Annotated in this window: 11 protein-coding genes and 1 pseudogene; 7 read left to right on the top strand and 5 right to left on the bottom strand. The window is 57.6% G+C overall.

All coding sequences use genetic code 11. The features are described from left to right. Together AO388_RS01825 and AO388_RS01820 are read right to left on the bottom strand one after the other, a co-directional pair. Positions 1-2,442: a hypothetical protein gene (locus AO388_RS01825; protein ID WP_058415988.1), complete on the bottom strand. Its 2,442-nt coding sequence runs from the start codon at positions 2,440-2,442 to the stop codon at positions 1-3. A 66-nt stretch (positions 2,443-2,508) separates the two neighbouring features. Then, on the bottom strand, positions 2,509-4,296 hold the full coding sequence (locus AO388_RS01820) for a hypothetical protein (RefSeq protein ID WP_058415987.1): 1,788 nt from the start codon (positions 4,294-4,296) through the stop codon (positions 2,509-2,511). A gap of 282 nt (positions 4,297-4,578) precedes the next feature. Between AO388_RS01820 and AO388_RS01815 the strand changes: the two are divergent. The 5 genes and pseudogenes from AO388_RS01815 to AO388_RS01795 all read left to right on the top strand — a co-directional run bounded on the left by AO388_RS01815 (position 4,579) and on the right by AO388_RS01795 (position 15,145). Further along, positions 4,579-9,668: pseudogene (locus AO388_RS01815) on the top strand (RHS repeat-associated core domain-containing protein). 346 nt (positions 9,669-10,014) lie between these two features. Further along, complete coding sequence (locus tag AO388_RS01810) at positions 10,015-10,578, top strand: fimbrial protein (RefSeq protein ID WP_003366760.1); 564 nt, start codon at positions 10,015-10,017, stop codon at positions 10,576-10,578. Between the two features lie 106 nt (positions 10,579-10,684). Next, positions 10,685-11,431, top strand: a complete 747-nt coding sequence (locus AO388_RS01805) for a fimbrial biogenesis chaperone (protein WP_032609410.1) — start codon at positions 10,685-10,687, stop codon at positions 11,429-11,431. Between the two features lie 37 nt (positions 11,432-11,468). Further along, on the top strand, positions 11,469-13,982 hold the full coding sequence (locus AO388_RS01800; RefSeq protein WP_058415986.1) for a fimbria/pilus outer membrane usher protein: 2,514 nt from the start codon (positions 11,469-11,471) through the stop codon (positions 13,980-13,982). A 47-nt stretch (positions 13,983-14,029) separates the two neighbouring features. After that, positions 14,030-15,145, top strand: coding sequence for a fimbrial protein (locus tag AO388_RS01795; RefSeq protein WP_003366756.1), 1,116 nt, complete (start codon positions 14,030-14,032; stop codon positions 15,143-15,145). A 43-nt stretch (positions 15,146-15,188) separates the two neighbouring features. On the opposite strand, the gene AO388_RS01790 is transcribed toward AO388_RS01795, so the two are convergent. The 3 genes from AO388_RS01790 to AO388_RS01780 all read right to left on the bottom strand — a co-directional run bounded on the left by AO388_RS01790 (position 15,189) and on the right by AO388_RS01780 (position 21,406). Continuing rightward, complete coding sequence (locus AO388_RS01790) at positions 15,189-16,721, bottom strand: hypothetical protein (protein ID WP_058415985.1); 1,533 nt, start codon at positions 16,719-16,721, stop codon at positions 15,189-15,191. Between the two features lie 107 nt (positions 16,722-16,828). Next, the gene (locus AO388_RS01785; protein WP_058415984.1) at positions 16,829-19,027 is read right to left on the bottom strand and encodes an autotransporter outer membrane beta-barrel domain-containing protein; all 2,199 of its coding nucleotides are present in this window, start codon (positions 19,025-19,027) and stop codon (positions 16,829-16,831) included. Between the two features lie 297 nt (positions 19,028-19,324). Then, positions 19,325-21,406 carry a hypothetical protein gene (locus tag AO388_RS01780; protein ID WP_003366745.1) on the bottom strand — a complete coding sequence of 694 codons (2,082 nt, stop codon included), beginning with the start codon at positions 21,404-21,406 and terminating at the stop codon, positions 19,325-19,327. Between the two features lie 409 nt (positions 21,407-21,815). On the opposite strand from AO388_RS01780, the gene AO388_RS01775 reads away from it, so the two are divergent. Both AO388_RS01775 and AO388_RS01770 read left to right on the top strand, forming a co-directional pair. Further along, positions 21,816-22,565, top strand: a complete 750-nt coding sequence (locus tag AO388_RS01775) for a response regulator (protein WP_004661894.1) — start codon at positions 21,816-21,818, stop codon at positions 22,563-22,565. Continuing rightward, positions 22,562-23,596 carry a sensor histidine kinase gene (locus AO388_RS01770; protein WP_058396467.1) on the top strand — a complete coding sequence of 345 codons (1,035 nt, stop codon included), beginning with the start codon at positions 22,562-22,564 and terminating at the stop codon, positions 23,594-23,596. Before AO388_RS01775 ends, AO388_RS01770 begins: the two co-directional genes overlap by 4 nt. Positions 23,597-23,672: the final 76 nt, after the last annotated feature.

The following is a 23,672-nucleotide window of genomic DNA, read 5'->3' as shown; positions in this document are numbered from 1 at the left end:
TCAGGACGCCGGTACTTCTTTGCCCTTCATCAATTCCAGCTCCGGGGCAAACCCGCCCACCGGTAGCGGCAATATGATATGCCCCTCCATGACGTCAAAGACTGGATGATCGGCCTCGGCAAAAATAAGCACAAACCGGTCAGTCGACGATATGTCGGGGGTGTACAAGCCGTCACTGATGCTCCCGCTCCCGGCGCCTACTCTCCATTTGACGCCAGGCAGCGCAACGGCATTGGCAAACGCTTGCAGTTGAACCTGATCGGCACGAATGGTCACAACGTCCACGGGCTTGTCGACCTTCGCAACCTCCAGAACTTCAGAAACCTCCACGGTTTTTACGACTTTCACCGTTATCAATGGGGTCTGATGCTTTACCAATACCCACGACGAAACACTCGCCTGCCCGCCGGTCACGACTATCTGATCCAGAACATAGGTTTTGCCGGGCACCTTGTGCGCCGCGACGTAACGGTGATCACCATCAGCCAGTGCACTGCCCTCCAGAACACCGCTTTCGCCGGGAACCGGATCCTTGAGCGACCAGTGCATTTCTTCTGTGCCGAGCGAACCTGCCTCAAGCTCCACAATCTGCCCGGCGTCACACACCTGAATCAACGGATTGACGGTGATCGGGTTGGTCACGATCGTGACCAGCGCCGAACTCTGATAGTTGGAGTTCATGTCAGTGGCCGTCACCCGAACACGCGTGAACGCAAGCTCGGTCAAAGAGGCTTCTGGCGCGTAATATCGGCCGGTGCCATTGATGGCACCGAAGTTCTGCGCATCGCCCTGCAGACGTTCGACACTCCAGGTCACATTCGCACCCGGCGGTTGAATGGAGAAGGTGGTGGAACTGTCGACCACCATCAGATGCTCCGCCGGGCTGACGACAAAGTCTGCCCCGGAGCTGTTGATGCGGCCGAAGGCGGCTATGTCTCTGGGCCCACGCAGTACATCAGGCACAATGGCTTCGTTGAAATTGAGATCGATACTGTCCCGGATGAACGAACTGATCGGCACACGAGTAGCGAGTTTGCGTGCCAGTGCGGCTTTGATGTCGGACTCGAACGGGTCCTTGTTCAACTTCTCAAAATTGCTTTTTACCGCCTCTATTAAAAACAGTAATGAAAAGCTGTTTGCTGGTGGAGGGATCTCCACGAAAGTCAGGCCATCGATGATGGTGTTTATCGTGAGGCTGGGGATCAAAACCAAGTCGTTGTTTTCTTCGGCGAAGGTATAAATGCACCGTACATCGACCGTGACGACCTTGCTCATGACCAGCAGCGCCCCATGGCCTGGCAACGTAAGCACAACGCCGGGGGTTGCTTTGGACTTCCAGGTCAATGCCACCGTGCCATCGGCAATGAGCTCCACAGACAAAGGCGTGCTCCCCAACGCATCAAGCCAGGTCTCGGTTTTGTAAACATTTGCCAGGACTGACACGCCATCGATTTGAACCTGGACATCCTGGCTGCTCGACTCGGACGTCTTCAGTCTCCCCGACGTGGCCGTCGCCTTGACCAGTCGGCCGGAGCCATCATGAACAGGTTTGAACACCACGCCTTCAATAACCGAAGCAATGGTCTTGGTCACTTCACCTATGAACAGTGCCGCCTTGAACGTACGCTCCGCACTGAACAACACGGTGGCCGAGTAATCTTTCCCGACATCATCCGGTATCAGGTATTGGTACTCTACCGGGATGTCGCCGCCTTCCTGACTGCCTTCCAGACGAATGAACACCAACACGGCCCCGTCGCCGTAGTTGGCGGCATGCGGGTCGAGAGGTGAAGCGGGATTGGTCTGGGTGCGCAGTTTGAAAGACTGTGGGTGCATCAGATTATTCGTGCCACGCTTGATCACGCCAAGCGTCCATATGCGCTCCTCGTCCGGCAACGCATTGAACAAGGCTTTGAAAAAAGCTCCGCCGAGTGCGCGGTCAGTCCTGTCAGCCGCGAAGGTAAGAATGAAATTGTCACTGTCCTTGAGGTCGAGCCGCAGCCGGCCATCGCTCTCGATATTGCCCGGGACCCTTTCCAGCGCGAGATCCAGTGTCAGCTTCGGACCTTGCAGCGCATCGATATGGATGACCCTGTAGGCTTCCCAATTATCGACGTTATTCTTCATCGTCAATTGGGTTCCGCCCAGGATCGAACAGGTCAATGTCGCATGAGACTGACCGAGGTTATCGTTCGAGAAGGCCAGCCTGGGCGCATCCAGAATAAAATTGTGAATGCATTCTTTAAACCCTTCGCTCAGTCTCACCTCTCCGCTCACAGGCTTTAGATAGGTATCCGACGAAAAACGCGCGACATACTCCTGAAGCAACAGGTTATTCACCTTGCCTCGGGCCATTGCAGCGATGGAGTCCCAACCCCACATCACATTATTGTCGAGGTCTTTCATCCACTCAGTCAGGTGGTTCAGCGTGTTATTGGCCATGGGGTTACGTCCGTGTATGTGTGGGGTCATGCCAGTGGCTGTTGCGTCCTGCGCCAGCCTGCCGGCCTATAAAAAAAGACCATCCAGTACGATGAAATTAATAGACGGAAACTGTGTGTAATTCGCCCCGTCATCAAAGCTGACTTCGACCGTGACGATGTTGGTCAGACTCTTTCTTTGCAGACTGTCCAGGAAATCCCTCGGGATGATCACCGGCACCTGCCTGGCATCGTATTCCGCCTCAGTGAGCGGTTCGGCGGCGCCGGTACGTAGCCCGAGCGCTTGTGGCGAACCCGACTGGGACAAGCCAGTAACCTTGATTCGTACCCGTTGCCCGGGTGCCATGTAGGCCCAGGATGCCAGCTCGAGAAGCGCACCTTCCGGTGGCACACAGCCAAGGTAAAGCAGGGTATCGGTAACGCGTGGTCGCATGATCTGGATATATGGCCAAACGAAGCCCAGGCCTCTGACTTCCAGCTTGAAGACTGGCGAAGTGCCTGATTGCAACGGTGAAACGACGCTGTAATAGACGCTCACCCACTTGTCCATATTGGCCGGGACCGCTGTGGACGGGATGATGAACAGGTGCGGGTTGTCTGGCGAAGGATCGGCGATAAAGCTGCCCGTGCCTGTATTGCCCTCCCAGTGCATCTGTATCGTGTAGTCGTCGCCGATGAACACATCTTTCGGTATGCGAATTCTCACCCCGCTCAGCAGCAACGAGGCATGGATATAGCCCACTACTCCCCATTCTTCAGCGCTCTCGATCTGGGCGTCGTCGATAACGGGCACAGGAAGATCGAGCGGACGGCTCAGCGTTACCTTGAGCGGCAACGAGCTGGCGGCATGGCCCGGTCGCGCATACTGATACATCAGCTCGATGTTCTTGCCGTTATTGGCAGAAAGCCAGGCCTTCGCCAGCGAGAACTGCAGCACGCCACTGTCGATATTGGATATGTCGGCCCTCAGGGTCTGCACCAGCTGATTGCCGCTGGAGATGTAAACCACGACATCGTCATTGATCTGCATGCCGAAAGGATCGATCAGCAGGGTGATGCCGCCAGGGAAGGCTTCCGGGTCCAGTGAGCCGCCGCTGAAATCCTTGATCTTCAAGGCCGGCAATAACGCCAAGGAGGGTATGACCATGGCCAGCGACTGGGTGACCGAAACCGTTGTCAATGCGGGATCGCCGTACTCGATGAGGTAGCTCATCAGCGCGAAGCCACCCGTTTCAATTGGCACCAGTTCGTTAGTCGGTATCGACCACTGCAAAGGCTGGCCCACCTCTTCCAGCGCCAATACCCGGGACAGGATAACAGGGAGCGCGAAACTGCCGTCACTGTAATAAAGATCCAGTGTGAGGGTCACTCTGTCGCCCTCGCGCATGGCCAGATACGACGGCGTCACGATCGACAGCTCAGAAAGATCCCACAGCAGGCCGGGGTCAAGCTTCAGATCGTGAGACTCCTTGCATTGCGGCACCCCCAGCCCGGCGGCGGCTGACGGACGTTTGCCGACATAGAAGAACAGGCGCTGGGATTCCTCGATGCTGCCTTCGACTACATACGAGTAAAACACCCAGCCCTGGTCAAGCCTCATCAGCAACGGGTTAGTGATCATCAGCAGCATACCTTCAGGCTGCAGCCCCGCGACCTCGATCAAATCGTTGACGTAGTCGTCCACTTCGCCCAGGGCGCCGCAACCTCGCCAGTTGGGCATGAACCGATCGCCGTTCTTGATCCCTGGGTAGTCGATCCAGGTGGTCAGGTCGGCACTGCCCAACTGATCCAGATCGAGGTAGTTCCCGGGCTGCTGCAAGTCAGGCACCTTGGGGGCGGGGAAATTCAGCGCCATGAGTGAGACTCCTTTCTCGTTTCCGCTGAAATGGGTAGGTCGCAAGGGTTGACCCTGCAAGTGCGGATAGGACTTTTTTTACGCCGATGCCCATCGGTTGCCCACTAGCACTACTGCTAGGTTGTTGCCCGGGTAAGGACTGTTAGGGTTAGGCAAGACTTCCAGCCACACGGACGCCTCAGGGCGTTCAGGCTTGGGGGTCGTCAATGACCAGAGCGCAAGGACTGCACAATCGTCAGACACCGCTGCGCTTGGCACGCATCAATCAGCGAGGTCCGCTCCATGGCTGCTTCCACTTCCGTGCACTCCAACGCGCTCAATTTCATGAGTTGTCTGAAAAGCGGCGTCGACCCACGCACCGGGCTTTACAACATATCGATCAGCATGCCCGATCTGCAGAGCAATGACCTGCGCGGGCCAGGGTTCCGACTCGACCTGTCCTACAATCAGCTCAATACGCTGGACAGCGGCTACGGCCTGGGCTGGAACCTGCAGTTGTCGCAGTACGACCCTGCCACCCAGATCCTGTCCCTGAGCACAGGCGAGACCTTCCGGGTCGACGGCACCGGCAGCAACGGTCTACTGACGATGACCGAGAAGAAAATTGACACCTTCCACTTCTACAAACAGGACGATACGTCTTACCGGGTGGTGCACAAATCAGGTCTGATGGAAATCCTCAAGCTGCACAGCAGCGGTAATAAAAAAATGGCCTGGGCGGTAAAGATCATCGCCCCGTCGGGACACAGCATCGCGCTCGAGCACACGGTGTTCAACAGCAGCACCTACAGACTTGCTTCGATCACTGACGACCTGGGTCAGACGCTGTTGGCAATTGCACGCAGTAGTACATCCGTCGAGCTGAAACTGCATCCGTACGCGGGCACTGGCGGTACTCCACTGGCGCGCTTTTTGATGACCCTCACCGGCACAAAACACGTAACGTGCATCACTCTGCCCACCGAGAACAATGCGTCGTGGCGCTTCGAATATGCCCTGAAGAACGGCAATCAGTTATGCATCAACCATGTAGAGACGCCCTCTGGAAGCAGCGAAGAAATTTACTATCAGGATGAAGGCCATGCGTTTCCATCCAGCGCCGCTCGCCAGCCCATACCCAGAGTGACAAGACACATCACCGATCCCGGCCTCAGTCAGGCAAAGGTCGATGTGCGATATACCTACAAGGACGGCCAGCAACGCTCACGAAATTTTCTCGGTGCCGGGTTGCCCATCGCCTGGAAAGACGACGGCCTGGACAACCTCTATAAATATCTGCAGGAGTACAACTATGTCTGTACCGAAAGCCTGTGGGTCGACAACAAGGCCGTGCGCAGCATAGAGCGCACCTTCAACCGCTTTCACTTGCAGACCCGCGAAGTCACCACCCAGAACAAAAACCAGCAAACGGTCACCACCGCCTACAACATCCTGGAGGAAGTGCATTACTCCAGACAGCCCGACGATTGTCAGCTACCCAGCGAAGTCACCACCCGTTGGCAACGGCTGGACGAGCCTGAGCGCACGCGCACAGAAACCGTCACCAATACCTATGACCGTTACGGCAATCCGCTGGTGCATACACGCGCCGACGGGATCCAAGAAGTCAGCAGTTGGTACCCGGCCGCCGGTGGCGACGGTTGCCCGGCGATGCGGAAGGGTTTGTCTCACGACTGAAAGAAAAAGTGGTCAAACCCGCCCTGTCGTCGCAGCCAGGGGCCCCTACCCTGTCCAAACGTTATCGCTACAGCGCGCTGCCTGCACTGACCGGCAGCGAGTTACCCGACTGGATCGTGCCGGAAACCGAAACACTGCTGCAGCTTGAAAGCGATGGAACCTCTGTGGAGTTGCAAAAGATCCTGCTGGAGCACATCAACCAGCCGGACGCGCCTTTCCAGCATGGTCGAACCGGGAAAAATATCGAGTCCCTGAATGGAAAGGACACCGTTACCGTCTACGAGTACAGCCACGCCAGCATCAGTCACAGCAACAGCAGCAACCGCAAGAACAAGGGTAAGGGCAACAACAAGGACAACAGCGAACACTTGCAGGTCCCGGTACAGCTGATAGAGATCACCACTATCGGCTTCGACAATGCCCGCATAAGCAAGCAGCAACAGCAGTCGTTGTTGACCGGCCAGGTGCTGATGACCCTGGAAGAAGGCGTGGAGATCCGCTATGCCTATGACGCGCTCAACCGGCTTACCAAGGAAACGATCGCACCGAATTCAAGTGCTGGCTATGAAGCCAGTCGCGAGTACGAGTACACCCTGTGTTCCGCTCCGGGACAGCATGCAGAACAAGTGCTGACCGACGCCCGCAAGGTCAGGACTCGCTCTGTCATGGATGGCCTGGGCCGGGCAATACTCGAGGAACGGGACCACATCGACAGCAATGATCTGAAAGCGATGCGCATGATCCATACAGCGCAATACAACGCCTGGAACAATGTGCAATACGAAATGGATTACGACTGGTTCGACAACCAGCAACGGTTCACCACGCAAAGTACCTACACCTACGACGACTGGAACCGCCAGTCTGTCATTACCTCGGATCACGGCGTACAGACCCACCAGTACTACGACCCCATCGGCAGTGAAGAACATAACGGTCCGGTCCAGAAGACGTGGGTGCAAAGCAGTGACGCAGAACCTCTGATCAGTGGTCGTAGCGAGACCTGGCTGAACATGTTCGGCAAACCGGACAAGATCAAGAGCCAGAACGCAGCAGGAGAAGATCTGGGCTCACAAACCTTTCTCTACGACGGAATGGGGCGCTGCACGCAGCAGACTGACGAGTCAGACGACACAACCCTGTTCAGCTATGACGCCTGGTCGCGCATGGTCAGAACACGCTTGCCGGATAGCAGCGAGGCACATCGTGAATATGAACCGTTCAGCACCACCGAGCTGCCGACCAGCCTGAGCGTGATTCATCGGGACGGTATTACCAAAACCCTGACAGGCGAACAGAAGTTCGACGGGCTGGGCCGTCTGACACGGACGCAGGCAGGGCAACGTGTGGAGCACTACAAGTACGAGGATGGTCAAATGCAGGTCAAAACCCGCACGACGGCCATGGGTGATGCCATCAGCTACACCTACAAGCGGGAGCTCACCGACCAGATCGTCTCCAGTACTGCACCGGATGACGCTGCCCGTTTCGACTATGACAACGTCAGTGCCCGCCTGGTCTCTGCCACTAATCAGCAGGGCAAGCGCGCTTACGCTTATGACGCGCATAACCAGCTGACCAAAGAGACCTGGGAAGATCTGCAAGGCCGGACCTGGCAAACCCTGCATCGGACATCCTTGCAGGGCCGTACGATGTATCGCACCGATGTCGAACAAAAAGAGGTCAAAAACCCGGTTAAAGACGTAGTCAAGGGCCGGGTTAGAGGCGGCGTCAAAAACAGTGTCAAAGGCGTGGAAACGACTTACCGGTATGACTCGTTCGGCCGACTCGAAAGTGCCGCTCAGGGCAACGTGAAGGTGACCACCCGGTATGACACACTGGGTCAGCCCTGCGAGATGACAACCCATGACATCGTCGCCGGGACCCGCCTGATAAACCGTATGGAATATGACGACCAAGGGCAGGAAGTGCTCAGGACGCAGATTGCCGGCAATCACCCTGTACGTACGCTGGAACAGCAATGGCAACCCGACGGGCTCATGCGAAGCCGCCACTTGCGGGAAGCGGGCAACACGCTGCTGCTGGAAGAGTTCAGGTATGACACCCGAGCCCGGCTGACCGGCATCACCTATTCAGGCAGTAAGTTGCCAGTGCACGCTTCCGACAAGGCGATGCTCAGCCAGACGTTCACCTTCGACGAGCTGGACAACATGACCCTGAGCTATACCAAATTTGCCGACGGCAACACTGAAACAGCCACTTTCCGCTATGGCAAAGAGGGTGACCCCGACTCCGAGGACCAATGCCAGTTACTGGGCATCACCTACAGGCCTCCACGGGACACGCCGGACCCGACGTTCAGCTATGACGCCAACGGCAATCAGTGCACTGACGAGCATGGCAACCAGTTGCACTACGACAGCCAGAGCCGCCTTCTTCGGGTGGCAAAACCGGCGGGTGAGCCCATCAACACCTACACGTACGACGGCCATAATCATCTGGCCACCACCCGCAATGGCAGTGACAGCGAAATACTGCGTTTTTATCAGGGCCAGCAGTTGAGCAGCACGGTGCAGGACGACCGACGTACTCAGTTTCTGCACATTGACGAGCAACCCATAGGCCAGCAGATCATCGGAGAACCTGCCAAAACCCTGCTGTCGCTGACGGATGCGAACCAGAGCGTTCTCGGTGAGTTCCAGCAGGACACGTTGCGAACGGCTGTCTACAGCGCCTACGGAGAACGCCACAGCGATGACGTGCTGCTCAGCGTTGCCGGGTTCAACGGCGAGGTGTGCGAGACAGATACGGGCTGGTACCTGCTGGGCAACGGCTACAGAGCCTACAACCCGGGCATGATGCGTTTTCACAGCCCTGACTCCTTGAGCCCCTTTGGTGCAGGCGGGGTCAACCCCTATACCTATTGCCTGGGCAATCCCATTGCCTGGCGCGACCCCACCGGGCATGACGCCAGCTCCCAGAGTGGCAGGCTGCGACGACCCGATGAGGATGAGATACCTGCAGAGATGTCGGGGGGTATTGGAATGATGACCTGGGTCATGCTTGCGGTTGGCGTAGCGTTCACGGCAGCAGGTGCCTACGCGACATATGCATCGTTTGGATTGGCCGCGCCCGCCTCGGTTCCTGTAACGGTCCTGGGTATCACGATGACCTCACAGGCGGCGGCCTACGTCGCAACCGGGGTGCTGGCGGCAGGGACCGTTCTGGGTGCTGCATCAACGGCTGCCACTGCTTATGGTGCGGCGAAAGGAGACGACACAGCCCTTCGGATAGGGGAATACGTCGGCTACGCCGCGATACCTTTGGACGTCGGTGGGATGCTATTGAAAAGTGCGGTTAAAAGCGCGCTCAAGGCTACGACCAAGGCTTTAGACCAAGGAAGTAAGATATTGAGGAGATCACTTGACGATTTGCAGGCCGCGCCTGGAATAGCTGCGCGACGTGGGTCTGCCCCAGCGAATTTGGCCGTACCCGGATTGGTTAGGGATGGGGAGATTCCAAGAGCGTCCATCTTGAGGGGTGTGCCACCTCAACCGAACCCGCGGCCGACGAAAGGGCCTAACGCCAGGGTCAACCAGCAATCGGCAACTAATACAGCAGCATCCAGTGGCCCTTCATGGCTTCTACAGCGAACGGCTTTTCTTAAACCGATTCCCGGCTTAGGGCCAGACGTATTCCAGGTTATACGCGATATTCGCATGTACCAAAGCTGAACTTCCCGCCGCTGACAAAAAACTCGTGACTGTCGGCGGCATTTCAGTCATCGCCTCTAATTCTATACCGTTACATTTGCCCTTCGGGTTCTCTGCCCGAACAAAAAATCACAGCCCCATGAAAAACCCGGAACAACATAAAACTCAAGATTTTAAATGTATGACACTAGTTTAGGAAATATCCTACACCTCCCGCCATTAAACAAAGTGCTTCAGAGACTTTGTAACTAACGCTCCTGCTGTAAACTCCCGCCCCGTCATGACACACAACACAAACCGTCTACCAAGACACCATTAATAGTTACATTTTTAGTCCTGCAACTTTAATACTTATAAGGTTTTAATCGTGAACAAAATGCTATCCGTATTGGGCCTTGCTCTGGCGACTACACTGACCGGCACTGTCGCATCCGCCAACCCCGGCCCCGGCACCATCCGTTTCGAAGGCAAGATCACCGCCACCACCTGCCCTATCGAAGTGGTCAATCCGGGCGATGGCTCTATCGGCAACGTTGTGAACATGGGCTCTATCGAAGCCAACCGTTTCACCGGCATCGGTGACGAACTGTCTGGCAAGAGCTTTGCCCTGCGCGTCAATGACGACGGTAGTTGCGGTCTTACGTCTGGCGGCGCCGCGAACACTGCCAAAGTCACCTTCATCGGCGCCCCTGACAGCAGCGGCGACTACTTCGGCGTCACCCCTACTGTCGACGGGGCAAAGGGCGTTGCGATCGTGATCAAGGACCAGACCGGTACCTCCATCAAACCAGGCGACGCCTCGGCGCCTTATCCACTGGTCGAGGGGGGTGTCACCGACATGGTGTTCAACGCCTACTACCGTTCGACACTGGCTACCGTTCAACCCGGTGCTGCTTCGGCGGATGTCCAGTTTGTTGTCGCGATCAACTGATACATCGACCCACTCGCTCACTGTGTAAGGATCAATAGTCTTTTCACGTGAAGCATCTTCACTACGTTCAGGTCCGTTCGGATCTGAACGTACAAGGTAACTTTCCATGATTTGCCAACAGGCTTTTAAAAGACCTGCCCTCGCGGGGTGCATGATGTTATTCATATGCGCAGCTTATATACCCGCCAGCCAGGCAGCACTGACCGTCAACGCAACGCGTATAGTGTTCGACGGCGACAAGCGCAGTACGTCGGTGGTCATATCCAATCCTAGTGATCGCCCGTTCGCGGTGCAGACCTGGGTAAATACGGAGGCAGACGACACTGTCACCGTCGTTCCATTCGCACCTTCGCCGCCACTTTTCCGCCTTAATCCGGGCAAGGAACAACAGGTACAGATCAATGGCCTGCCCCACGACCTGCCCTCTGATCGTGAGTCATTGTTCTACTTTAACGTGCAGGAAATACCTCAAGCCGACTCTTCGCAAGGCAATGTACTGAATATTGCCCTGCGTACCCGTATCAAACTGTTTTATCGCCCGGTTCTGCTGACTGACAACCCCATTGCCCGCCTCAAGGACCTGCAATGGTCGGTCCGGCAGATTGCCGGCAAGGCAGAGCTGACCGCCATGAATCCGACGCCCTTTCATGTGTCGTTCATTCGCCTCGACGTCTCCGGCGGTGGCAGGACTGAAAAGGTCAGTGAAGTCGCCATGCTTGGCCCGTTCAGCTCTCGCCATTACACGCTCAACGAAACGAAAGCGGTACCGGGCCTGCAGGTGGTGTTTGCCGCGATCAACGATTACGGCGGCTACAGCCAGCCGCAGACAGCTACGGCCACGCTGACTGACTGAAACAGCGCTGGCACGCTTCATCCCCAGGACATTGAACATGACCCTATTACCCGATTCCGGGTTCATACCGGTGCGCCTGCGTTTTATGCAGGTGCTGATTGTGTGCGGCAGCGTGACCGTTCCGCTGGAACTGACCAAGGCGGCAACCCCTGTCAATTTCCAGTCCGGCTTCCTGCGTCAGGGCCAGGACTATGACAGTGCGGCCGCGGCCAGCGTGCTGAACCAGTTGTCAGTTGTCGAGAGCCTCGGGCCAGGCGACCATTGGGTAGAAATCCACGTCAATATGCGCTATTTCGGCCAACGGCAAATCCGTTTCGATGCCGACCCGCAAGGCAACGGCCTGCTGCCCTGCCTGTCGTCGGAATTGCTGGAGCAGATCGGCGTACGCCTCGACAGTCTGGCCGACCCGGCCTCGTTGCAAGTCGCCTGTGTCGCGTTGGGGCAATTGATTCCGGACTCCAGGGTCGTACTCGACGGCGGCAAACTGCAACTGTCGATCTCGATACCGCAGATCGCCATGCGCCGCGATGCCAACGGTCGAGTGGACCCGGCGCTTTGGGATTACGGCATCAACGCCGCCTTCATCAATTACCAGACCTCGGCGCAACAGACGACCCACAGGGAGACAGGCACCAGCAGCAGCGCAGACCTGTACCTAAACACCGGTATCAACCTGGGATCATGGCGATTGCGCAGCAATCAAAGCGTGCGCCAGGATGCACAGGGACATCGCGAATGGACCAGAGCCTACGCTCATGCACAGCGCGACCTGCCCGGCACGCACGCTAACCTGACCCTGGGTGAAACCTACACCGGCGGCGATGTCTTCCGGAGCGTGCCGATCAAGGGCGGGTTGATCAAAACCGATCAGGAGATGCTCCCCGATTCCCTGCAGGGTTACGCACCGGTGATTCGTGGCGTGGCGCAAAGCAGGGCCAAACTCGAAGTGCTGCAGAACGGATACCCGATCTACTCCACGTATGTCAGTGCGGGCCCCTATGAAATAGATGACCTGAACACGGCGGGCAGCGGCGAACTGGAGATCGTGCTGACCGAGGCCGATGGTCAGGTCCGGCGCTTTACCCAACCTTACTCGACTATCAGCAACCTGTTGCGCGAAGGCGTCTGGAAATACAGCACAGCCCTGGGCCGCTTCAACGGCGCCTACGCCACCGAGCATCCCTGGCTGTGGCAAGGCACTCTGGCCGTTGGAACAGGCTGGAACTCGACCCTTTATGGCGGACTGATGACCAGCGACTTCTACCACGCCGCTGCACTGGGCGTGTCGCGGGACATGGGCCTGCTGGGGGCAATGGCGTTCGATGTGACCCGGTCACGCGCCAATATCGATCAAACCGGTCGGTCCAGCGTGCAGGGCATGAGTTACGCCATCAAGTATGGCAAGGCGTTCACTACCCATACCAATCTGCGCTTCGCAGGTTATCGCTACTCCACCGAAGGCTATCGGGATTTCGACGAAGCCGTCAGTCAGCGCAGCAACGACGCTACGTTCACAGGCAGCCGCCGAAGCCGTCTGGAAACTTCGATTCATCAAAGAATCGGCGCACGCAGCAGCGTAGGTCTGACGCTGTCGCAACAGGATTACTGGGGCCGCGATATCGAGCAGCGGCAATTTCAACTCAACGTCAACACCCATCGTGCCGGGATCACCTACAACTTCTACGCCTCACAGTCACTGAGCGTAGACAGTAGCCGCGGCAACGACCGGCAGTTCGGCCTGAGTATCTCGATGCCCCTCGACACCGGCCATTCGAGTAATGCCACACTCGACCTGCAGAGCAGCGCCAATCGCCACAGTCAACGGGGCAGCCTGAGCGGCAGCTTCTATGAAAACCGCGTCAATTATCACGCCAGTCTTAGCAACGATGACGGCAAACAGCAAAGTGCAGGCCTTGCGGCAGGCTATCAGGCGCCCTTCGCCAGCCTCGGCGCCGGCGTGACCCAGGGCAATGATTATCGAAGTGCATCAGTCAACGTCAGTGGCGCCTTGTTGCTGCATGCGGACGGCATCGAGTTCGGCCCGAATCTGGGCGACACCATCGCCCTGATCGAAGTACCCGATACACCCGGCGTTGGCATACAGAACGCTACCGGTGTCAGGACCAATAGTCGCGGCTACGCATTGATGCCCTATCTGCGCCCCTACCGCTATAACCCGATCACCTTGCAAACCGACCGACTGGGGCCCGAGGTGGAAATCGATAACGCCAGTACTCAAGTGGTACCTGCCAGGGGGGCCGTGATCAAGACCACCTTCGCTGCGCGCAAGGTGACGCGCCTGGTCATCAATGCAACCACTGACAGTGGCAAGCCGCTGCCATTCGGCGCCCAGGTCAGCGATGCGCAGGGCAACATCCTGGGCATCGCAGGGCAAGGCGGGCAGATTTTGCTGTCTACCGGCATGCAGGCCCAAATCCTCGATGTCCGCTGGGGTGAGAAAAGCGACCCTCAGTGTCGTCTGCACATAGACCCCGCGGGCATGCCTCTGGCCAAGGGTTACCGAATGCAAGACATGACGTGTACCCAGTGACATCAGATCTGAGCCGTCCGCGACATTGTTATTTCAGGAATCACCCCATGAACACTGCATTGAATGCCCTGCTCCCCAGTCTGATCCTGTTGGGGACCAGCTATAGTGCTGCGGCTTACTCCGAAGAACCGGATGACACACCGAGCAACGATTGTTATTGGGTTTCCTCACCGGGAATAAAGGATTACCGGCGCGACATCGGCACGCTCTACGTCCCCAAAGACGCCGCAGTGGGTACCTTTATCGGCAGCATCGATATGCTTAACGCCACACCAGACCAGGCAGGCCTGGAGGCGGCCTGCAAAAATGACGGCACGGCGCTTCTGGAATTCAACGCTACGGCAACGGCTCCGATCTTTCCGGGCACGGTGGACCCTATAAACGGGGAAGACCTCACAGGCAAGATACTGCAAACCAATATTCCGGGCGTCGGGGTGCGGGTAAGACTGGAGTTTCCGTATGACAGGAACTGCCCCAATTGCTTCACGCCTGTAGGTGGCAGCGCCTCCGTTCCGTTCATCGGCCTCAACGACCACGAGAAAATGCTCACGAGCCTGCGTTTTCTTCATCTGAACAACTATGTCACGCTGGTCAAGACCGGACCGATTCCCTCCGGCCCCAATGTGCTCAATGGCAGTGAACTGTTCTCCGGAAGCGTGACAACGCTTGGCAGGATCATGAAGTTCGGGCTAACCGGCACAATACTTCAGGCACAGTGCAGCGTCGGTGCAGATCCGGTCAGTGCCGACACGGTGCAGTTGGGTGAGTGGGACAGCGCTGACTTCACCGGTCCCGGTTTCACCACACCTGCGGTGCCATTCAGTATTGCGTTGAGCAACTGCGAGACCTATACGGGTGACGGCTTCGTGGCAACGGCGCATATCCAGCTCGATGGTGTCGAAGGCTCGGTCCCCGAGGGCCCTGTCGGCAGCGGGGTTTTCACCCTGACCAGCGATTCGGACGCCAAGGGCATGGGGATTCAGGTTCTCAAAGGTGATGGAGTCACGCCCATGGAGTTGCAGACCGAAGTGCCAATCATGGCGATCACACCCGGTAACGTTGTGCTGAACTTCTACGCCCGCTTCTATCAGACACAGGCCAGCAGCGCGATCCGGCCGGGCAAGGCCAAAGGAGCCCTCAGCTTCACGATGACCTACAAGTAGCAATGCATCATGGACTGCCAACTGGCGGTCCATGACCTCCTCCTCAGGGGTACAACGTTGGTCTGAGCGAAGGAAAAGACTGCCAGGAGAGCGTCTGGTCGAAACTCACACGCACCCGGACATCGAGCTGAGTGCCTATATTAAATGCCTTCAAATCCGTTTTGCTGATAACACCGGCGTCGATTTTATCGTCCACCCGCGGCACCGGGTATTCATCCAGAACGTTAACGATCAACAATTGATTATCAGCACTGCTGACACCATGCACCTCGATGGTGAGGAACTGGTCAGTGCCCATGAATGACCAACTGTCGAGCGTGAACCGTGCGTAGCCTCCCTCTGCAATGTCCTGCAGGCTCAGACGCCCCCCGGAGACTTTGTCACACTGCACCACCGGAAAGCCTGTCATGACCATGATACTCAGCGTATGCAGGTCCGAAAGATAAGGCGGGGCGGCGCTTTTTTCGAATACCTCATAATAAACGGGGATCGACTTGCCGAAATGCTGGGCAATCTGTGTGGAAGGAATGTTGAACAGTCTCGAGTCTGCTACCTCCGTAAGAAAGGCCCCCACACTGCCGGGCTCGGCCCATTGGACGCGGACGGTGTCACCGGGAGCAATCACGGCACTCTCAGGTATCGATACCACGGCGCCCTGATAGGCATCCAACGGATCGAGCGTACTGGCGCTTGCCGAGCCTGACGCCTTCTGAACCCGCGGGGGTGGCAGCACACGCGGTACTGGCTGAGCACGCACCAGCAGCGAAACAGCCAGCGCACGGGGCCCGGCATTCCCCGAGCGATCCTTCAACCTGTAGGACACATAACGAATGCCATCGCCACTCTCGAGAACCATTTGCTTGTCGAAGGCAATATTGATCGTGCTACCGATGTCGGACGCTTCAAGCGTCAGGGTTCCGGTGTGCTCCGAGCCCGTCAGCGTACTGCTCCAGTACCAGATAATGAGATCCCCGGCGCTCGGCGAAAAATACGCGGGCACTTCGGCCAGCACGGTGTTGCCATGAGAGTCCAGCCAGGCCGAGGTAAGACCATCCCTGATGATTTCTTCCGGAAAAATCAGCGCCCCTTCGTCTGCGAATACCGGTGCCGTTTTATCAATGACAAAGGCCAGTGTTTCGGATTCGGTCTGCACCTGATTGGCGGTCTCGACGCTATAACGGAGTCGATGCTGGCCTTCGCCCAGGTATTGCTGCGCGATCATGATGAACAGATCGACAGGCTGTACAGGTTTGGTCCAGACCTTCTCCTCCAACAGCAGGTCATTCCAGTACACGCGCAGATACTCAGGGTCGCCCGGAGTGGGCTCGGAGTTTTGCCACATGGGAAAATCGACCCGCAACGGCACGAGCCAGGCACTGCTGGGAAGCAGATTGGGTTCACCGCCGGGTACGTCAGGCAGGAGTTCGGCGATCACAGGCGGCGCAAGCAGCATGCTCTTGCGTCTTGAAGCCGGCCAGAAGAGGACTCTGATCCGTTCGATCCACTTTGAAATGACAGACATGAGCCAGGCCTCCAGTAGGAGAAAGCGGTGGCCGACCCGTTTGCCGACCGCCATGCCCGTCAGTTAACACCCTGTTTTTTTTTGCGGATACTGGCACAAGTGATAGGACCGTTGGCGCATCAGCGCCATCGATCAAGCATCAGCCCCCCGCTTCGCTGTCGCTACCAGCTGTAACGCAAGCCTGCACTGGCGCCCCATGGCTGCTCAATGGCATCGCCATTGCTGTAATCGAAATCAGCATGCAACTGCAGGTTGTCAGACAGTGACACCGAAACGCCCGCCCCCAACTCGCCACGGGAACCGGAGAGGTCGTTACTGAAGACGTTGTCGTTGACCTTGACCTCGTTCCTGTTGACGAATTCGTGAGCCACGGCAACCCGCACGTAAGGTTGCAGCGTACGTCCCTGGCCCAGATCGAAACTGCGCCCCGCCGTCGTACCGACCTTGCCGAGCAGCGACCGGCTGCGGTCACCCTCAGCGCGCATACCGTTGTCCAGTGCGTAGTCCTTGCCCTGAACGACCAGGCCCGCCAATTGGGTATAGGGTTCAAGAAAATAACCGTTGTTCAGTTTGATGTGCCGACCCAGTTCCAGCGACGCGCCAACACCCAGATTGTCGTAGTTGCCGCGCGTGCGGGAACCATCGCTGAGATTGACTCTGGCCTTGTTTTTGAACTGATTGAGTTTGATCACGCCATCGACGTAGTAGCCGCTCTCGCTGTCCAGCCAGGTGCTGTAAGCGCCCAGCGAGTAGCTGTCGACCTTGCCACTGGCACCGTGATCCAGGCTGAGGTCAGACGAGCTCTGCCCGATCATCACACCCGCCAGCCATTGTCCCGACCCCACAGGCAGCTTGCCATCTGCGCCGAGAGCAACACCGTTCTGAACCTGCCGATATCCGAAGCCCGAGGCGTCGGCCACGTTGAATTTGTTGCCGTAGGTCCGTATCCAGCCGCCGGAACGGGCCTCGTCCATGCGCAACTCCCCCATGCGCGAACGCAACGTGCTCAACTCCCCATACCAGACAGTCGGCGCCGTGTTGAACAACGCCATGACAGTCTGTGCTCCCGGGCTGATGGTCCGGGTGGCGGTATCCAGATACCAGTCGTTATCGCCCTGTTTGATCAGGTCATAGGACCAGGCGCCCAGGTCCACTGCGCCGCCTGAGAGCGAAAAGCTGGCATCGCCGGCTGCCGCATGCACGACGTGCAAGCTGGTATCGCTGAGCGGATCAGCCCCCGTGCTACCGATAAGCAAGGTATGACTGCCGGTCGCACTGCCCGTGATGTCAAGAAAGTCAGTGGTCTTGCCACCGAAATCCACGTCCATCATGAACGTACCATTCCCCGACAGGCTGGCGAGCGACAAGGTGTAAAACGAGGCCGCATCGCCAAACCTGACCGATCCGCCGTCCATGGACAATTCATTCACCTGACCATTCTCGACCATCACCCACTGGCCTCGGCTGCTGAGCGACAGGCTGGATACGTTCTCCAGGCGTCCGGTCAGGGTCGCGTTATTTTGCAGTGACAGGCTGGCGGTACTGCCCTCACCCGCCGATACATCGCCCTGCAGATGGCTGTTGTCCACGGTCATCTGCGCCGTTGAGCCGTTGATCAACTCCAGTATCTTGCCATTGCCGCCGGTCAGCGTAGAACCATTGTTGACCTGGATATCGGCAGTCGCGGGCGCACCGGTGGGCGTTCCGACGATCAGCGCCGACCCGGTGATACCTTCGACCCGGGTTCCCTCAAGGACCAACAAATTGCTTGAGGGTACGGCCGGGTCAGCGCGCAAGCGCACGCCATATTGCTGCCCGGTGAGGGTACTGCCGGACGCCTTCACCGTGGAGTCAAACATCTCCATGCCTCTGCCATTGGTGCCGGTGGCCGTCACCGAAGTACTTTCCAGGGTCAGGTTGCTGAGCGAGCCAGCATTTATCCCGCGATTCGTGGCAGTGATCGTGCTGCCGATGACGGTGGCAGTGGAACCGACCAGTCGTGCACTTTCATTGCCCATCCCCAGGCCATCCGCACCACCTGTCAGGGCGCTGCCGACAATCAACGCATCTGCCCCGGTCAACGAGACGGCTGAAGAGCTGGTGCCTGCACTGACCTGACTGCCAGTGAGCGTCAGCTGCGCCCCGGTGATCGTGGATATTTGCAGGGTTGTCGCGCCGTTGGCCGTCAGATTTCCGGTGCTGACAACCCGATAGCTGTCCAGCGGACCTGTTGCATCAATGGTCTGCGGCGTGTTGACAAGGATTTGCGCAAAGGCATGACTGCCAGGCAGCAAGGGAGAGAGAAAAATAACGGTTTTCAATGTCCATGAAAGCGGACGCAGCACGAATGGAGCATTCATGACGATGCATTACCTTGAGGTAAACCTGGTTGAACCCCGTGAAGACTGCCCGAAAGCGGTCTCGGGAGAGAGGCCGAAAGACTACGGGGATCCAACCGAATGCTCTGTAGGACGTTTCCTAGGTAAACGTAGGGAGGTTCTGACAGCAGAAGATCGTCGGGGAAAATACCAATAAGCGTAGGTGACATGACCCGGTACGCGCCGGCCTTCCTAAACCGTTTGGGAGCAACCTGAGCCTGCTTATACCCCACAGGGTGCCTGCCGCCTGCCGCAGGCACCCTGAACCGGCGACCTTCCTTACTTTTTCTTCGGTTTACGTGACTTGAACACGATAGGACACGCCCCAACTGCGTCGTACATCCCTACCCGGGCGGTGGTTTCCAACGAGGTAATGGTTTCGGTTGCGCCGCTCATGATGAAGGAGTACTTGATCCTCGCGCTCCCGTTCGGGCTGCCGCTTGCAGGATTATAGACAGGCAGAATGTGTGTCGCGTAGGGCGTGACCAGCCAGGTGAAACCGGTAGCCGGATGGTCGGCTCCCAGCACGATAGCCTCCTCTTTTTCTGTGCCCGGAATAAGAGCGTCGCCTGTAGTTCCTGTAGAGGCGTACCAGTGCAAAGTAACAGTCTCACCGTCCGACAGATATTTCGAAAGATCCGGAACGCGGACCCGTATCCCCGGCTCACCCGTGGCCGGATTTCCGATGCCGTTGGCGAAGAGTGAATCGCAGTTCAGCCAGCCACTTGTACTGGTGCCCTCGAAAAGCGGTGCGTCCGGGGTGATAACAATGGCGCTTACGTTGACCAGAGTCTCTTTCGAGTGCTGGGTGTTTGCTGAACCGGGCGCATGGATGCGGTAATGAACCGGCAAATCAACGCGATTGCCTTCCGCAAAGATATCATCCCAGGGTATTTCAACCTCACGATCGGAACCCGCTGCGTCTGAAGGCAGTACGGTGTAGGTGGCCGATGAAGTGAGCCTTGTGCCCCAGTAGAAATCGATCATTTCACCCGGCTGAAGATTGATATACAGCTTGAAAAGGACCCTGGCAGCCTCGCCTTTATCCGCTGCTGTCAGGACGTTCGCTGAATCGGAAGTCTTGCCACGGACCTCGACCAGCGGCAACGCATCGTTGACTGGATCCGGCCATACAGGATCGGTTATGGGATCAGGTCCGATAGTGGAGAAATTGACATTGACGCTGGTGCTTTTCACTGCGGAAGGGAGAATGCCACGCAGGATTCGATAACTCACATTAGTGGCCTGGTCACCGCCAGTCGCTAAATTGTATTGAGCACGCAGAACCTCACCAGGGACCCTGATCAAAAGCGGAAACTCTGGATAGCTGCCGACTTCCTCGGATCTCAGCATTCCTGCGCCCCAGGTGACTTCGATACGGTCGGTCGGCTTCCAGTTATCGAACGACTTGATCGATACCTGGACCCCGATTCCTGCGTCAGGCAGGTCGATCAAGTTATCATTTTCTGCCAATGGCACGACGGGGTCTTGCAGGTTGTCGGGCAACAGTCCCAGCGCTACGTCTATGCGCTTGTAGTTGGAGAGCGGAGTGCGGTTGGTGGCCTTGTCGATCAGAAAGTAGGCGATGTAGTAGGCATCGTCCCTGGACGCTCCAATGACCGAAACCGGGAATTTCAGCGTATTGTTAGTCGGGCCGGGCAGGTTAACGACATCGACCGGAGGCGGCAGATCTTCGGGTTTTTCGGGCAACGGATTGCCGACGTAATAGAAAGCTACCCTGTGGTCAGGCGCCCAGTCGTAATAGTCAGGCAGCGTGCCGACCAGACCGTCCGGATGTTCATCCAGATACGCCTGGGTCAACTGATCTGTATCCAGAATCATCTGCTCTGGCTCAGAATGCCCGCCCGGCGGCGTGGTATCGACGATCAGGTTGATCGACGGGCTGGTGGTCTGTTGATCATTCGGTTGTCTGATCCGGTAGCGCAAACTGTAAGTACCGTCTGCAGGCTTTTCCAGGCCTTGCATCAAACTGCTCAACGGAATCTGGATCTTCTTGGGAAAGGTGCCAGGAGCCACCGGTGCGGTAATGATATCGCTAAACACCTCTTTAAACGCGTCCGTCTCCGCCTCTGCACCGATGGCCCAATCGATGAAAAAAGTATCGAAGTCGCCCGGATCAGTGACCAGTCCTGCCCACTGAAGCAAGGTGACCTCAAGAAACTCACCGAGCAGGACATCTTTGTTCAGCGTTCCATCGACAGGGTCCACAACGCCCGTCACCTCTGCCAGAGCAAGGTCTGCGTCGAGCTCCGAATCGGGTCCACTGCCCGCCAGCCCATGGGCGATACGCTCTTTTTGATTGTCATCTAAAGCCGTTGTTGTTTTTGAATCGACCATCATCAGCACTCCTTTGCTATCCGATTGCCGCCCCTGTTTATGCAGAAAACGTACGGGCGGATTGATCATGCCCCCAAGGACTGTCGTCCTTTCATCCCGAGCCGCGATGAAACGGCAACAGACCCTGGCTTTCTCGACAAAAACTTGTCTGCCCAGAACCAGCCATCCAGGCCGGTAGCCCGTTCGATTAAACGGCAGTTGCGCGACACTGGATACTGTCATAACTATCAGGGTGAGCTTCGCAGGGCAGGCTCGACAGGCGCTCGTATCAATCTCGATACATTTATGACATGCGCACGACATTCGGTCGCGCCACCCTACCGCCGAGCCTCCCGGCGAAGTAGCATGAGGGGCAGCGTTGATCTTCAACAGCAGCCAGTCCATGGCGGCACAAGCAGGCGACAGACGCATTATGCAAGCACTTCCCGATACCCCCCTGGATGCCACATCGACCGAGCAGCGCTGGAGCGTTCGTGCGCTGATCGTCGATGACGATGTGGCCATTCGCGAGCTGCTCTGCGATTACCTGACGCGCTTCAATATCAACGCTCGTGGCGTCACCGATGGCACGCAGATGCGTCAGGCATTGACCGATGAAACCTTCGATGTCGTGGTGCTGGACCTGATGCTGCCCGGTGAAGACGGGCTGTCACTGTGCCGCTGGCTGCGCAGTACATCGGATATCCCTATTCTGATGCTGACCGCACGCTGTGAACCGACTGACCGGATCATCGGCTTGGAACTGGGTGCCGACGATTACATGGCCAAACCGTTCGAGCCGCGTGAACTGGTCGCGCGCATCCAGACCATTCTGCGCCGGGTCCGCGACGAACGCAGCGATCAGCGCACCACCATTCGCTTTGACGCCTGGCGCCTGAATAGCGTCCTGCGTCAGTTGACCGCCGCCGACGGCCTCGTGGTGCCGCTGTCCAACGCCGAGTTTCGCCTGTTACGTGTGTTTCTCGAACGGCCGCATCGGGTGCTGAGCCGCGAGCAGTTGCTCGATGCTGCCCGAGGCCGCTCGATCGAGGCGTTTGACCGCAGCATCGATTTACTGGTCTCGCGCCTGCGCCAGAAGCTCGGCGATGATCCGAAGAATCCGCAACTGATCAAAACCGTGCGCGGTGAAGGCTATCTGTTCGATGCCAGGGAGCTGGGTTGATCCGCAGATTCGATACACTGTTTGCGCGTCTGTTTGGTGGCGCCTTGCTGGCCATTCTGCTGGCGCACCTGCTGGCCTTCATCTGGTTCACCCAGTACGGCATGCGCCCCCCGCCGCCGCCGTCCAACGAGTTCAACGCCGAACATGGGCAATTCGATCAGCGGCCCATGCACAGACCGCCGATGCTCGGTGGCCCGGTCATCTTGCTGTTTTTCCAGTTCATCACCCTGATCATTGCCGCGTGGTACGGCGCCAAGGCCCTCAGCCGTCCCGTGCAGAGCCTGAGCGAAGCAGCCGAGCGCCTGAGTGAAGACCTCGACAGCCCGCCACTGGAAATCAGCGGTCCGCAGGAAGCCCGACAGGCTGCGCACACCTTCAATCTGATGCAACGCAAGATCCGCGAACAGATGCAGCAGCGCGGGCGCATGCTGGCTGCGGTATCCCATGACCTGCGCACCCCCCTTTCGCGGCTCAAGCTGCGTGTCGAACAGATCGAAGAGCCCAGGCTGCATGGCCAGATGACTCAGGACCTCAATGACATGATCAGCATGCTCGACGCCACGCTCGCCTACCTCAATGAACACCGACGCAGCGAAGGCCTGCAGCAGTTCGACCTGCAGGCACTGATCGAGTCGCAGGCCGAGAATGCCCAGGACAATGGCGACGACGTACAGTACGAAGGCCAGTGCAAACCGCTGAAGACGCAGCCGATGGCACTGCGCTCGTGCCTGCAGAATCTGGTCGACAACGCTCTGCGTTATGCCGGCAGCGTACACATCGTGATCGAGGACAGCAGCGAGCGGGTGCGCATCTCCGTGGTCGATCACGGGCCTGGCATTGCACCTGAGTTTCACGAAGCCGTGTTCGAGCCGTTCTACCGACTGGAAGGTTCTCGCAACCGCAACTCCGGCGGTATAGGCATGGGCATGAGCATTGCGCGGGAAGCGGCGCGGCGTATCGGCGGCGAGCTGTCGCTCGCGCAAACGCCAGGCGGCGGCCTGACGGCGATACTGGACCTGCCACGACTGTGACGCACTCTGTAACGCTCCGCGTACAAAGCCTACATCCCCTCGACAACTGACGCCCCGAGTCTGCAAAAGCCGGTAC

Source organism: Pseudomonas sp. ICMP 10191, assembly GCF_001467335.1.
Taxonomy (GTDB): domain Bacteria; phylum Pseudomonadota; class Gammaproteobacteria; order Pseudomonadales; family Pseudomonadaceae; genus Aquipseudomonas; species Aquipseudomonas cerasi.
The sequence above is the reverse complement of the archived record's forward strand: the minus strand, read 5'-3'. Positions and strand labels throughout refer to the sequence as shown.

Excerpts from the sequence above, each read along its gene's own strand:
- AO388_RS01825 (WP_058415988.1), bottom strand. The coding sequence starts at position 2,442 with ATGGCCAATAACACGCTGAACCACCTGACTGAGTGGATGAAAGACCTC.
- AO388_RS01820 (WP_058415987.1), bottom strand. The coding sequence starts at position 4,296 with ATGGCGCTGAATTTCCCCGCCCCCAAGGTGCCTGACTTGCAGCAGCCC.
- AO388_RS01805 (WP_032609410.1), top strand. The coding sequence starts at position 10,685 with ATGATTTGCCAACAGGCTTTTAAAAGACCTGCCCTCGCGGGGTGCATG.
- AO388_RS01800 (WP_058415986.1), top strand. The coding sequence starts at position 11,469 with ATGACCCTATTACCCGATTCCGGGTTCATACCGGTGCGCCTGCGTTTT.
- AO388_RS01795 (WP_003366756.1), top strand. The coding sequence starts at position 14,030 with ATGAACACTGCATTGAATGCCCTGCTCCCCAGTCTGATCCTGTTGGGG.
- AO388_RS01790 (WP_058415985.1), bottom strand. The coding sequence starts at position 16,721 with ATGGCGGTCGGCAAACGGGTCGGCCACCGCTTTCTCCTACTGGAGGCC.
- AO388_RS01785 (WP_058415984.1), bottom strand. The coding sequence starts at position 19,027 with ATGAATGCTCCATTCGTGCTGCGTCCGCTTTCATGGACATTGAAAACC.
- AO388_RS01780 (WP_003366745.1), bottom strand. The coding sequence starts at position 21,406 with ATGATGGTCGATTCAAAAACAACAACGGCTTTAGATGACAATCAAAAA.
- AO388_RS01775 (WP_004661894.1), top strand. The coding sequence starts at position 21,816 with ATGCAAGCACTTCCCGATACCCCCCTGGATGCCACATCGACCGAGCAG.